The 14259-nt window shown below is 40.5% G+C and carries 11 protein-coding genes and 1 other annotated feature; of the genes, 4 read left to right on the top strand and 7 right to left on the bottom strand.

Going from position 1 to position 14259, the window contains the following annotated elements; translation table 11 throughout:
* The first annotated feature begins 48 nt into the window (after positions 1-48).
* From J7E63_RS08855 to J7E63_RS08845, 3 genes are read left to right on the top strand one after another with little or no spacing between them, the layout of a single operon-like run.
* Positions 49-504, top strand: coding sequence for a type IV pilus modification PilV family protein (locus J7E63_RS08855; RefSeq protein ID WP_215011175.1), 456 nt, complete (start codon positions 49-51; stop codon positions 502-504).
* A gap of 12 nt (positions 505-516) precedes the next feature.
* Positions 517-984 carry a PulJ/GspJ family protein gene (locus J7E63_RS08850; protein WP_215011173.1) on the top strand — a complete coding sequence of 156 codons (468 nt, stop codon included), beginning with the start codon at positions 517-519 and terminating at the stop codon, positions 982-984.
* Positions 981-2195, top strand: a complete 1215-nt coding sequence (locus J7E63_RS08845; RefSeq protein WP_215011170.1) for a hypothetical protein — start codon at positions 981-983, stop codon at positions 2193-2195. The genes J7E63_RS08850 and J7E63_RS08845 overlap by 4 nt, the downstream gene beginning before the upstream one ends.
* Before the next feature lie 56 nt (positions 2196-2251).
* On the opposite strand, the gene J7E63_RS08840 is transcribed toward J7E63_RS08845, so the two are convergent.
* From J7E63_RS08840 to J7E63_RS08830, 3 genes are all read right to left on the bottom strand, one after another.
* A complete protein-coding gene (locus J7E63_RS08840; protein WP_215011168.1) occupies positions 2252-3967 on the bottom strand; it encodes a sensor domain-containing diguanylate cyclase in 1716 nt (571 codons plus the stop codon).
* 59 nt (positions 3968-4026) lie between these two features.
* Positions 4027-5349, bottom strand: a complete 1323-nt coding sequence (locus J7E63_RS08835; RefSeq protein ID WP_215011166.1) for a bifunctional folylpolyglutamate synthase/dihydrofolate synthase — start codon at positions 5347-5349, stop codon at positions 4027-4029.
* Between the two features lie 272 nt (positions 5350-5621).
* A complete protein-coding gene (locus J7E63_RS08830; RefSeq protein ID WP_215011164.1) occupies positions 5622-8264 on the bottom strand; it encodes a valine--tRNA ligase in 2643 nt (880 codons plus the stop codon).
* 51 nt (positions 8265-8315) lie between these two features.
* Positions 8316-8552: a binding site (T-box leader), on the bottom strand.
* A gap of 166 nt (positions 8553-8718) precedes the next feature.
* On the opposite strand from J7E63_RS08830, the gene J7E63_RS08825 reads away from it, so the two are divergent.
* Positions 8719-8910 (top strand): hypothetical protein, encoded by a 192-nt coding sequence (locus J7E63_RS08825; protein WP_215011162.1) that lies wholly within the window; start codon positions 8719-8721, stop codon positions 8908-8910.
* Positions 8911-8930: 20 nt separating this feature from the next.
* Here the strand turns inward: J7E63_RS08825 and ysxE are convergent, their stop codons facing one another.
* The 4 genes from ysxE to hemB form a co-directional block, all read right to left on the bottom strand.
* Entirely contained in the window at positions 8931-9977 is a 1047-nt protein-coding gene (gene ysxE, locus J7E63_RS08820) for a spore coat protein YsxE (RefSeq protein WP_215011160.1), read from the bottom strand.
* A gap of 126 nt (positions 9978-10103) precedes the next feature.
* On the bottom strand, positions 10104-11330 hold the full coding sequence (gene spoVID / locus J7E63_RS08815; protein ID WP_308161927.1) for a stage VI sporulation protein D: 1227 nt from the start codon (positions 11328-11330) through the stop codon (positions 10104-10106).
* A 639-nt stretch (positions 11331-11969) separates the two neighbouring features.
* Positions 11970-13256: a glutamate-1-semialdehyde 2,1-aminomutase gene (gene hemL, locus J7E63_RS08810; RefSeq protein WP_215011155.1), complete on the bottom strand. Its 1287-nt coding sequence runs from the start codon at positions 13254-13256 to the stop codon at positions 11970-11972.
* A 19-nt stretch (positions 13257-13275) separates the two neighbouring features.
* A complete protein-coding gene (hemB, locus tag J7E63_RS08805) occupies positions 13276-14256 on the bottom strand; it encodes a porphobilinogen synthase (RefSeq protein WP_215011154.1) in 981 nt (326 codons plus the stop codon).
* Between the last annotated feature and the right edge of the window lie 3 nt (positions 14257-14259).

The raw sequence follows: 14259 nt of genomic DNA, 5'->3' as shown, positions 1-14259 counted from the left end.
TTTTAATTCTATTTGTACAAATTTGCTATCATTAAGGAACTGATCGAAATGAAATTTATTCAAAATGAAAAAGGCGTTACTCTTATAGAGGTTCTTGTATCCATTGTTCTTCTCTCAATAATCTTTTTATCTGTTATGAGTTTTTTCCCACAAATGGGCCTAATGAATAATCAAAATCAAGATAAAGCGAAAGCCATTAATATTGCTAAAGAAGTTCTTGTTAATTGGCAAGAATCGAGTGATGTGAAATGGTTTCTGGTTAAAACGGATCAAGTCACTGGTTTTACACCAACAGAACCGAAAGTGGCATATACAAGGTTCTCCTTTGATGTTAACTATTATTATTTCGAAACAACTAAAGATAAATATGACGTGCATATTAGGATTAATAAATTTCCTGAAACGAGTTCAAGATTATCCAGCATAAATTCTATTATTATTCAACTGTTAGATAAAAATAATAGACATGTCGTTAGTGAAACATTCGGATATGTTAAAAGATAGGAAATGATATTTGTGAACCGAGCGCAAAGTGGTTTAACACTAATTGAAGTACTAGTTACTCTAACAATTCTTTCCTTTTTAAGTGTTATTACTTGGAGTGTTTTTTCTCAAGGCTATAATTTTTCGCAAAAAGCAATCTCAAAAAACTCAATGATTCAAGAAACCAATCTCTTAATCACCAACTTAAATAAGATACACCAAACGATGATTAAGTACGAACTTAAAAGTGAAAATTGTGAAATCAAAGTTACAAATCTAAATTCTACTCCTCAACAAACTCAAATATTTAATCATTCAAATATATGTTTTAAAATACTTGAAATTAATGCAGTGCTAGGTCAGGGACCAAAAACAGTAGAACCAAATAAAACCGCAAATGATGTTTCTTTAAAAATTAGTGCAAGTGATAAGAACAATCCACAAAATAGTATAACTGTGGATTCATTTCTTTATCGAATGAAGGGTGTTGATTATCAATGAAGAATTTAATAAAGAATGAACAAGGATATGCACTTGTAACGGTTTTATTAATCCTAACAGTTTTTATGGTTGTGTTCCTCTCCTTCATGGGGCAAGCATTTAGCAGTGTGAAACAAAATCAGGTTGTAGAGAAGAAATCTCGGTCCGTTGCTGCATCTGAAATGGGGATTTCATATTATCAGGTTGAGCTTCAAAAAACTTTTGAATCCAAACAGCAATTGGTAAGTGATTATATCAGAGATCAACCTTTGCTAATCCAGAACTTTAAAAAGGAAGCAGCTAAAAAAATGGCTGAAGTACTTCAAGGTACACCCATAGCAACTCCTTCTAATGCTTCATATTATATGAACAATTATATTGTTACTGCGGATCCTAATCCAAGCTCGAATAAAGTAAATATTAGTTTTAATGTAGTAGGTAGCGATAACAATAAAAAAACCACCCTTTTTACTAAAATGTCAATAGACTTTACCTCCATAATTGATCAAGCAACACTTGATCAAAATAAAAATTACGTTCTACCAACATTCGAGACGGTTAAACTTACGTCAGGTTGTACCACTTTAGATTGTGATAATGTTTATATAAACGGGAATGGAAGCTTTTCTGGTAATAATAATATAAAAGATAACCAAACAATTTTCACTACAGGTTCACTAACTTTTGATGGAAATGGAAACGAAAATAATATAACGAATGTTAAAATCCATTCTGATGGTGCATTTACTAATAACAAAAACATGAATAGCGCCGCGAATGTTATTATAGAAACAAAAGGTGACGCGAAGTTCATGCAAAATGTAAAAATAAGTGGTACTTCAAAAATACTAGTAAATAAAACATTGGATGTTGACCAAAATTTAGAGCTAGCGAATAATTCTTTTGTGTATGTTGGAGGAACAGATGCTCCGACAACTGATCCTAATTATAAGATTGCAACCATTGATAATAACTTAAATATTCTCTCTTCCTCAAAGATGTGTGTAAAAGGAAATTTATCAGTTAAAAAGATTGATGTTGCGTCATCAAGTAATCCGCCAAGTAAGTTATATGTATTAGGAAAAGTGTGGGAAGACGGTACATTAAACACTAATTATACAGTTGATACTGACACATTTACTAGAGAGTGTGGAACACTAATACCGCCAGAATTCAAAATTAAATGGGGGGACAATGTTAATACAATAATAAATTCAGTTGATTATAATTAAATCCCAGAAAAAAAGGTGTGACCAAGTTGTTATAATCAACTCGGCCGCACCTTTTTTTAACACGACGAATACTCCGCAACCCGATTCCTTCCAGCCCTCTTCGCCCCAACATAAAGTGCCCTATCCGCATGTCGAATCAAAGCCAAGGCATCTTCCGCATCCTCAGGTGCTGTTGCCACCCCAATCGATGCAGTAATCATTACCTTTTGGTGAGTATTATCAATATCCAAAGACTGTTTTAGTGTAAATGGCCAATTGGAAATCATTTGCCTAATTTGTTCAGCCATTTGGTAGGCCTCTTCTTTTGCTGAATCTGGTAAAAGAACGACAAATTCTTCCCCGCCGTAACGTGCGACCGTGCCACGACCACCTACCAACTTTTTTAGCCTACTAGCAAGCTCAAACAGGATTTCATTTCCACTCTGATGACCGTAGGTGTCGTTTACTATTTTAAAGTGGTCAATATCGAGAAGGATTAACGAGAGCGTTCGGCGCTCGAACCGCATCAGGTTTTCAAATTCCTCGGTCAACATATTTTCAAAATAGCGGTAATTATAAAGTTTGGTTAATGAACAGTGTTCGCTTTGCATTTTGGTTAGTTCATAATGTTTGGCATTTTCAATTGCAACGGCGAAATGGGAACAAAGGATATCGGTAATCATCAGCTGGAATTTTTCAAAAGCACGTTTTCGCTTAGAAGCTAGTAATAGCACTCCAATTACTTTTTTGCTTCTTACGATTGGAACGCCGAGGATACTTTCCGCATCCTCAGGAATGTGACCGTTTGCATTTTTCCGCCACTCTTTCCTCGCTGAATAGATTAAGGTCTTTTGCTCGCCCCATACCATCCCGCTAATTCCTTGGTTTTTTTTCACGGGTGGTAATTCATTGGGTACGCCCCCTTCAATCCCACGAACTAATATTAGCTCATCCCCTGTTACCTCAAGGATATAAGCATAATCAACTGGCAGCATTTCACTCAGTTTCTGAATTAACAGATCAACGACATCATCCACTTTCAAGCGCTCGGCCATCTGATGTCCAATCTCTGCGGATTTTTGCAAATATTCATTTATTTTTTCACTTGAATAATAGAGTCTGAAAATCATTGATAAACCAACAAACGGAACGCCTACAAACAGGAGGGCTAAGATTCCGACCTGATCATAGAGAATATATATCACTATACCAATTGGGAAGGTGATGAAAGTTGTAATGGTCTCAACAATGAAATCCTTTCCAAAATAGGATTCCTTGCTTTTATAGATAAAATAAAGATTGAATGATACTATGATTTGGTTCATCGAATAACTTACCACTGCGTATAAGATGGCAAGCCATAACGACTTAGAGTCAAATGTAAAATCAGGGCCTGTCTGTCCACCAAGTATGTAGTAGACAATTCCGCTCGTACAGGAAACTAGAAAAAACATATTTAGGTTCACTGGCAGCCGGTATAATTCACCTTTTCGGAGGATCCTTAATTTTAGCAGTAAAACAATCACAGCTATTTGGGCAAAAATGATCTCAACAAATAAACCAAATCGTAAAAAGGTTGCAAGCGCTACCCATTGGATTAAAAAAATAAACATCTCATTAATGACAATTGGCATGGTTGCAACCACACAGGTTAACAGCAAAAATGCAAAAATATCTAACCAATGCCCAGCGATATTGGGAGGATAAGCCTTATAGGTGAACCATGTTCCTGCAGGGACCAACAAAATCCAGGCAAGGAAAACAGAACTCTTGACGTGAGGTTTTACTTTCATGCTTATCCTCCCCTTTCCTTATATGAGTAAAATTATTTTACCATGATAAAAATAACTTGTCATAAAGAAATTATCTTATTTTTCAAATAGTTTACCAAAAATGGTTTGACCTCTGAAATAAAATAAAGGGACCCCGTTATTACCAGCATACTGTTGTTTTCTATGTGTTGGATCTCCTCTAAGAGAAAAGGACCCCAGTCATCGACTGCCAATTTGGTTGGTGATTGGCTCATTTTGAGTAATTCTTCCGCTTTAGCGGCACGTGGAAAATCAAAGCTAACAAAAGTGATTTGTGTGGCTAGCTTGTCCAGTTTGGCAATCATTTGATCAAGTTTTTTATCTGACAACGCGGCAAAAACAATCTGGATCTTGCGATTCTGATATCTAGTACGTAATTCATGGGTTAATGCTGAAATTCCTTCTTCATTATGGGCCCCATCAATAATCACAAGTGGACTTTCAGAAAGGATTTCAAATCTCCCCGGCCAGTAAGCCTTTTTTAAGCCGGTACGAATAGCTTGCTCTGTAATAAGGAATGAACCTTTTTGATTTAAAAATTGGGCTGCCATGACAGCAAGTGCGGCATTTTCCGTTTGATGCTGACCGATCATCCTGATTTCTAATTGGTCGATGGTTTGAAGTTGAGTGATTACATCAAACACTTCACCATTAGCTAGGGATTTATGAGCACTAATCGAAAATTCCTGATTCAAGCGGTAAAGAGGTGCCCCTTTCTTATCTGCTTGTTCCTCAATTACCTTGATCGCCCCTGGATGTTTGACAGCCGTAAAAATGGCGGTGTTTTCTTTGATAATCCCTGCTTTTTCAAACGCGATTTCCTCATAGGTGTTTCCGAGGATGTTTGTGTGATCAAGACCGATATTGGTAATGATCGAGGCTAATGGCTGGATGATATTTGTTGAATCAAATCGACCGCCTAAACCGACTTCAAAAATAACAACGTCAACCTTGTTCATGGTTGCGAAATAATGGAACGCCATCGCGGTGATGACCTCAAACTCAGTTGGCCCGCCAAGCTCTGTTTCTTCTAATTCATCCGCCAATGGGCGAATGATATTTGCTAGGTGGAGCAGTTCCTCATCGGCTATCGCTTTCCCGTTAACACTAATCCGTTCGTTAAACTGTTCAATATAGGGTGAAGTGAAGGTACCAACTGAATACCCTCCTGCTTCAAGAATCGAACGGAGAAATGTAACGGTAGAGCCTTTGCCATTTGTACCGCCAATATGAACCGTCTTCATTTTCGTTTCTGGATTGCCTAGCTTGTCCATCATCCATTCCATCCGCTTTAACCCTGGCTTGATTCCCAGCCTTAACCGCGCATGAATCCATTCTAGGGCTTCTTTATATGTAGCAAACATTCGTGACACCCCATCTATATTTTAATGTTTAATTAATATTTACTTCTAAAGTGCAATCTATTTTTTGATTCGCTGATAAAATTGGAGATACGCTGATAAAATCCAATTTCCGCTGATATATTAGTCGGTTTCGCCGATATATTACCGAAAACCGCTGATAAATTGAAATCTCTGGCATATTTGCATCAATCGTGTTGATTTTGATCGTTTTTTTTAGTGTAAGTAATAAGGCGAGACGAATCCTCAGAGAATTCGCCTCGCCAAACTAATTATTACCCTCTTAATTCTTTAATGCGTGCTTCAACAATCGCTCTCTTTTCGCGATAATCATCTTCTTTGGCACGTTCTTCGGCAACCACACTCTCAGGTGCTTTTTTCATGAAGCCTTCATTGCTTAATTTCTTCTGGACTCTGTCGACTTCTTTATTTAAGCGGTCAAATTCTTTTTCGAGACGAGCAATTTCTTCGTCAATGTTAATCAAGCCTTCAAGCGGCAGAATGATTTCTAAACCAGTGATCACGGCTGTCATTGCTTTTTCAGGCGTTTCAAGGTCAACACCCATTTGTAATTCTTCTGGATTACAGAAGCGTTCAATATAGCCGCGGTTATTCTCGATTGCTTTGAGAACCGTTTCATCTTTCGCTTTAACAAGCATTTTGATTTTCTTACTCATTGGAGTGTTTACTTCGGCACGAATATTCCGAACCGCGCGAATCATCTCGACGAGCAGTTTCATTTCTTGTGCTGCTTGGTCATCAGAATGAGCTGGATTTACTTCAGGCCAAGCTGCTGTTGTAATTGATTCGCCTTGGTGTGGAAGGTTCTGCCAAATTTCCTCGGTGATAAAAGGCATGAATGGATGCAATAAACGCATCGTTTGATCTAAAACATGTGCCAGGATCGAACGAGTTGTTTTCTTGGCTGCTTCATCTTCACCATATAACGGCAATTTCGCCATTTCAATATACCAATCACAGAAGTCATCCCAGATAAAGTTGTAAAGCGCACGGCCCACTTCACCAAATTCATAACGGTCAGAAAGTCTTGTCACATGTTCAATCGTTTCATTTAAACGTGTTAAAATCCACTTGTCTGCAACTGATTTTTCTCCGCTAAAATCAATTTCTTCGTAGGTCATACCATCCATATTCATTAACGCGAAACGGGAGGCATTCCAAATTTTATTGGCAAAGTTCCATGTTGACTCTACTTTTTCAAAGCTAAAACGTAAATCTTGACCTGGAGAGCTTCCTGTTGACAGGAAGTATCTTAGGGCATCGGCACCGTATTTTTCGATGACATCCATTGGATCGACGCCGTTTCCAAGTGACTTACTCATTTTGCGTCCCTGTTCGTCACGAACGAGGCCGTGGATCAGTACATCCTTAAATGGACGTTCACCTGTAAATTCGATGCTTTGAAAAATCATTCTGGATACCCAGAAGAAAATAATATCATAGCCTGTTACTAACACGTCGGTTGGGAAGTAACGCTTGAAATCAGACGCTTCAGTATCAGGCCAGCCCATGGTTGAAAACGGCCATAGCGCGGAGCTAAACCATGTATCGAGTACGTCTTTATCCTGCTCCCAGTTCTCAGCGTCTTCCGGTGCTTCTGTACCAACATATACTTCACCTGTTTGCTTGTGATACCAAGCAGGAATGCGGTGACCCCACCAAAGCTGTCTTGAAATACACCAGTCACGGATATTTTCCATCCAACGTAGGTAGGTTTTTTCAAACCGGTCAGGGACAAAGTTTACTTTTTCTTCTTTGTTTTGCAGGGCAATCGCTTCATCTGCGAGCGGCTGCATTTTAACAAACCACTGGGTGGAAAGATACGGTTCAACAACGGCACCGCTTCGTTCAGAATGACCTACGGAATGCGGATGCTCTTCAATTTTGAAAAGAACGCCTTGTTCCTGCAAGTCCTTAACGATTTGCTTACGGCATTCAAAACGATCTAGTCCCTTATACTTGCCAGCTCTATCATTCATCGAGCCGTCTTCGTTCATCACAAGAATACGCTCTAAGTTATGACGGTTACCTAGTTCAAAATCGTTCGGGTCATGGGCAGGCGTAATTTTTACCGCACCAGAACCGAATTCCATATCCACATAGTCATCACCAACGATTGGAATTTCACGGCCAACGATTGGGAGGATAACAGTTTTGCCAATCAGGTGCTTGTAGCGGTCGTCTTCTGGATGTACAGCAACCGCGGTATCACCCAGCATCGTTTCTGGACGAGTCGTAGCCACTTCAATCTGTCCGGAACCATCGGCAAGCGGATAACTCATATGATAAAAAGCACCTTGAACATCTTTATAAATGACTTCGATGTCGGATAGAGCTGTTTTTGTGGACGGATCCCAGTTAATAATATATTCACCGCGGTAAATGAGACCTTTTTTATAAAGGGTAACAAAAACCTCTTTAACAGCATCAGATAAGCCTGCATCCAACGTGAAACGCTCGCGGCTGTAATCTAAGCCTAAACCAAGTTTTGACCACTGCTGACGGATATGAGAAGCATACTCTTCCTTCCACTTCCATGTTTCCTCAACGAATTTTTCTCTTCCTAGATCGTAGCGGCTTTTGCCTTCATTACGAAGTTTTTCTTCTACTTTTGCTTGTGTTGCAATCCCCGCATGGTCCATACCAGGTAACCAGAGAACGTCATAACCCTGCATCCGTTTCATCCGGGTTACGATGTCTTGAAGGGTAGTATCCCATGCATGGCCTAAATGAAGTTTCCCTGTAACGTTTGGCGGCGGGATAACAACCGTGTACGGCTCTTTGCCCTCATCATTTTTTGCTTCGAAAAACTTACCTTGTAACCACCAATCATAACGGCCTTTTTCAATCGTTTGTGGGTCGTATTTGGTAGGCATTGTTAGTTCCTTTGTTTCCATTGTAAAATTCCTCCTTTGATTCCTGTTCCATACAAAAAACCCCATTCGTCATAAAAGGACGAATGGAGTTTGCTTCGCGGTACCACCTTTTTTCCAATCCCAAAAATGGATTGGCACTTATGTAGATAACGGATTTAGTCCGTCTTCAACTAATAAGATTTTAAAAATCCGTTCGCAGAAGAAGCTCGTGGGCGACCTTCCGACTTTCTGCTTAGGAAAACTTCCAGCTAGTGATTTCCCTCTCTTTAAGCAGGTTTGTATCGTACTCTTCCCTGTCGTTGCTTATGTAATTAAATTATATAGTAATACTACCGAAAAAAAGGGTTTGACGTCAATAATGATAACCACTTTTTTTATTTTTTATACTATATGCCGTTTTTTTGGAGAGTTCTCCGCACTTGTGGAATATACATAAAGAAAAATATATGCCAGATTTGTAAAGGGGGGGTTGTCGGTGAAAAGAAATTTCCATAAATTTAAATACCAACCCTGGTTTAGAACCTGTCGGAGAGTTTGTGGTCAATTAATTATTCCGTTTGTGATCTTTCAATTTTTACGAACACTCATCATTCCTACGTTTATTGATATACTGTTGTTAACTGTTTTTGTTGCCATCGCCGTGTCACTATATTTTGAAATCGTTTAAGGAGCCCATTTTGCAGATGATTACTGCGGCTGGGCTCCTTCTTTTGCTGCTGCGGCGGCGGCTGCCTGCGCATCCATTTCGGTCATTCTCATGACGACATATTCAGAATTTTTCAAATGCCAGTAGCGGTGCTGCAGCTGACGGACATATTTTAATTCATTCTTTGGACGAGACTTTCGATAGTAGCTTTCTGCCACTTGGATGATTGGAATCGGAAGCGCTAAATAGCTGTAGAATAATAGTTTTTCATCTGCTTTAAATGGAAAGTATTTAAAGTAGTGGTATACCCAGTCAATGGCTGTATCGCTGCGCTTCGGGTTGGTATTTAAGGCACGTGATAAATAGGGAAGTAGATCGTGAATCGGTGAGCCGTAGTGAGCATTCTCAAAATTAATAAAATAACCGTACCCTTTATCATCATACAAGAAATGCTCGGGTGACAATTTTCCGTGTGTAATAACCATGCGGGCCTTTTCATTGTCCTTCGTTTTTTCATACCATTCTTCAAATTTCGTTTTCGAAAATCGGAGCGCCTGGCTGATTTCATTGTAATAAAGGCAATATAACAATTCAAACGGCGACATATAGGTCTTTTTTTCACATTCGTCGATGAAGCCATCGAGAAATGCCTGTTGTTTTTCATGCTGTTGAATCGTCTTTTCATAGTGCTCAGTCCGCTCTTCTTTGTTCAAGGTAATTTCTTTGGCGGAAAGGGTATGAAGACGAGCGAGTTCACGAAAAAGCTGTTGATCTTTTTGCTGCCGGTCTTCCTTGTGTTCATTCGACATCCACGGCATTAAGTAATAAAGATTGTTCTCGTGTAAGACCGCATACCTGCCGTCCATCGTAGGGTAAATGGGAACGATGCGATTATACCCTTTTTGGTAGAGGAGATGAACATGGCGAATGAAGTCGGTCCCGGTCGCAGGGTCGATTTTTTTTAAGGCAAACGTCCCTTTATTTGAATAAATCTTCTGAACGCTGCCGAAATCCTCTACAAAATGAGGCTCAACAAGGTAGTTTTTTAAGATGTGAGCATATGTGTTTAGTTGATTCGGGTTACTCAAGCGTACTCAACTCACTTTCAAATATAAAAGCGTAAGCGCCCGTTAAGCGGCGTATGGACTGGAGTGCTTTGACTTTGTATGAAAAGAAGGTGAGCAGGTCAAAGTAACCCGCTCATCTTTTAATAATTATTTTTTTGTAAGGCTGCCAGGAATATATAATACTTGACCTTCAAATATATCTTGGCTGAGTTCCAGATTGTTAATGCGCATGAGGTTTTGTACCGAAACATCATATCGATCTGCCACGCTGTTAACGGTATCACCCTTTTGGACGATACAAACTTTTACTTTCGCCTGGGCAGAACTTTCATCCTTCCTTGCAAAAAATTCAGTTAATGTCATGCTTTTCTTTTTTGGTGCTTTTTTCTTTTTAATATTCTTTGGTGGTGCTTCTTCATGTGCGGAAGAGCTTTCCTCTGCTGGATGAACTTCCTCTTCAAACTGGACAGTTGGAGGTGGCGCTGGCTCTACTTCAACCACTTCTGGCTGGATGGTCTCAGCTGGCTGGCTAGCTTCACTTCTTGCTTCTTGGAAATTCCATGTAGGTTGGCTGGATTCACTTCTTGTTTCTTCGAATTCCCAGGCTGGTTGGCTGGCTTCACTCCTTGCCTCTACGAAATCCCGGGATGGTTGGTTAGCTTCTTCCTCAACGTCTTCCTGTGGTTGATAATTGAAGGTCGGAAACTTCGGTAAAATTTCCACACTCTCTTCTTCTTCTTGTAGTTTTCTTGCCTCAGCTTCAAACAAGAAGTTATCTTGGTAACTGCTCTGAACTGATTCAAGTTCGATTTCAATTTCTTCGGCATCTTCCTCAAAGAACTCAATTTCAGAGCGAGGGATAAGCTCAAGTTCAACTACTTCTTCCTGCGGTTGTTGCTGTTGCTTCTGTTGTTGCTCAGTTCCGTATAAGCCGCTAATAGTCAGTTCAGCTGCTAGCTTGAGGCAGCTGCGCTCAGGAATCGAATAATCAAAGGATTCGACGAGGACATCGATATCATAGATACTTTGAATTCGATTATTGGGGATCGTGATATCGACAGGGAATCGATGTGAAAATTCACAGTTTCCTCCCTCTCGTGCATCGACCCTCTCTACAAACTTTTGCGATGTTACATCTTCATTTTTGTTTTCATTGGTAGGTTCGTAACTTTTATATTCGCCTGTGAGTTCTAGCGAACCTCTTATGGTTACGTACTGATCGTTTTCTTGGATGGTAATGTCTGGATCTAGAGAAATGGAAACAAGCTCTTCGACTTCCTGTCCTTTTCTAAACCACAATGACTCCTCCAAAGAAAATCGTAGGCACGATTGATTCTCCTGAGACAAAGCGACTCCTCCTTTCGTTTCCTTCACTCAAAATCACTATGTCACTTACACTCTATGAACCAAGGCTTTTATTTATGATAAAAAAGAGAGTTTCGTCTGGAAAAGAATCGAAGTATTTAGGAATGGAGGGTGGATTGGAGTTTTTTTAGGGGTGGGAGCTGGTTTGGGGAGTTGGGGGTTTGGGTTTGGGTTTGGAGATGGTGGTATGGATAGGGTGGTATGGATAGGGTGGATTCCGCCAAGTTGCGTTCGGATTCCGCTGAATTTCTGAACTTTTCCGCCAAACTTGGACTTTTTTCCGCCAACTTTAATATTTATTCCGCGAAAACCCGGATGGATTCCGCCAAACTGCTTTTTAGTTACCTTTTTTAAGATTGCTCAGGCCTTGATTTCTTTGACTTCCAGGAGAATGCTCCGCTTATTGTGGGTACGGATTCCGCTAAGTTGACTGGGATTTCCGCCGAATTTCTAATTTATTCAGCCAAACTTGGACTAATTCCGCGAACCCTTACATTTATTCCGCCAAACACAGACTTATTCCGCCAAACCCCATTTTTGAGCTACTCTCGAATGCTATAAAAGCCAGTCCCCGGACTGGCTCGACTAATTAAGTTTCTAACCACACAAAAAAACACCCACCAAAAAAGGTGGGTGCCGAGAACATTGTTATTTAAGCTTCGAGAATGCAATCTCTGCTGCACGGATTGTCTTTTCAATATCCTCATCGGAATGCTCCGTAGATAAGAACAATCCTTCAAACTGGGAAGGCGGCAAGAAGATACCTTGCTCGGCCATCTCACGATAATACGCTGCGAAGAATTCCAAATTGGATGATCTTGCTACTTCATAATTAATGACAGCTTCATTGGTAAAGAAGAAGCCAATCATCGAACCTGCACGGTTAAATGTTATTGGAATATCATATTTTTCAGCAGCAGCCTTAAAGCCTTTTTCCAGTAAGTCACCCTTACGGATAAACTCCTCATAATGTGCTGGTGTTAATTGGCTTAACGTTTCATAGCCAGCTGTCATTGCAAGTGGGTTACCAGACAGGGTACCTGCTTGATAAATCGGACCGCTTGGAGCAATTTGCTGCATGATTTCCGCTTTACCGCCGTAAGCACCAACAGGAAGACCGCCGCCGATTACTTTTCCAAGACATGTAATATCAGGAGTGATATTGAAATAGCCTTGTGCACAATTGTAGCCTACACGGAAACCAGTCATTACTTCATCAAAAATAAGCAATGCGCCGTGATCGGAAGTAATTTCACGCAGACCTTCTAAGAATCCTGGCAGTGGTGGAACTAGTCCCATATTACCGGCCACGGGTTCAACGATAATACAAGCGATATCGTCGCCAAATTGTTCGAACGCAAACTTCACGCTCTCAAGGTCATTGTAAGGCACTGTGATCGTATTTTTCGCTACACCTTCTGGAACACCAGGGCTGTCAGGTAAACCAAGTGTTGCCACGCCTGAGCCCGCCTTAATCAAAAGGGAGTCCCCATGACCATGGTAACAGCCTTCAAATTTCAAAATCTTGTTCCGGCCCGTATATCCTCTGGCTAAACGAAGCGCACTCATCGTTGCTTCTGTTCCTGAAGATACCATCCGAATGACTTCGATCGATGGTACCCGTTCAATGACAAGATTAGCTAGTTTATTTTCCATTAAAGTAGGTGCACCGAAACTTGTCCCCAGTTCAGCAACCTTTTTTAAGCCTTCTACTACACGGTCATTCGTATGGCCGAGGATGAGCGGCCCCCATGAAAGAACGTAGTCAATGTACTCATTGCCATCTATATCATAGATTTTAGAACCCTTTCCTCTTTCCATAAAAATCGGGTCCATATTCACGGATTTAAAAGCACGAACCGGGCTATTCACTCCGCCAGGCATGATGGTTTGGGCTTCTTTAAATGCTTCAATCGACTTCGTATAAGAACGCATTCTGTTCCCTCTTTTCAAATTATTGGTCTTCTTTTAACCAGCGAACTGCATCTTTGGCAGCATAAGTAATAATAAGGTCAGCACCTGCACGTTTCATACCCATTAACATTTCAAGAACCGTGTTTTTCTCATCAATCCAGCCGTTTTGGGCAGCGGCTTTAACCATTGCATATTCTCCGCTTACGTTGTAAATAACAATCGGTAAATTAAAGGTATTTTTCATATCACGAACAATGTCAAGGTATGGCATACCTGGCTTCACGATTAAGAAGTCGGCACCTTCCTCCACATCGGATTCTGCTTCTCTAAAGGCCTCCATCCGGTTAGCAGGGTCCATTTGATAGGTCTTGCGATCGCCAAATTGCGGCGCACCTTCCGCAGCTTCACGGAAAGGTCCGTAGAATGCCGATGCATATTTTACGGCGTAAGACATGATCGGGATCTCTGGAAATCCTGCTTCGTCCAATCCCGCACGAATCGCTGCCACAAATCCGTCCATCATGTTAGATGGCGCAATAATGTCGGCACCTGCTTTTGCTTGAGCCACTGCAGTTTTTACAAGCAATTCAAGTGATTGATCGTTTAGGACCTTCTCCCCTTCAACTACTCCACAGTGCCCATGGCTTGTATACTCACAAAGACATGTATCCGCAACGACAATGATCTCTGGGTATTTTTCTTTGATAAAACGGGTCGCAACCTGGACAATCCCATGGTCATGAAAGGCTTGCTCACCGCATGCATCTTTCGTTTTTGGAATCCCAAATAGGAGAACGGATTTAATCCCATGGGCAACAATATCTTCCATTTCAGCTTCCAAATGATCCATCGATACTTGGAATACTCCAGGCATGGATGAGACTTCATTGCGAATATTCTCACCTTCATAAATAAACAACGGATAAATGAAGTCCTCCGCTTTTAAGTGATTTTCTCTAACAAGTGAGCGCATGCTCGCACTTGAGCGTAAGCGGCGATGACGTTTAAATTGAAGTTCCATTTA

It is taken from the genome of Bacillus sp. ISL-75 (genome assembly GCF_018613095.1).
Note: the sequence above shows the minus strand (reverse complement) of the source record. Positions and strands in the feature narration are given on the sequence as shown.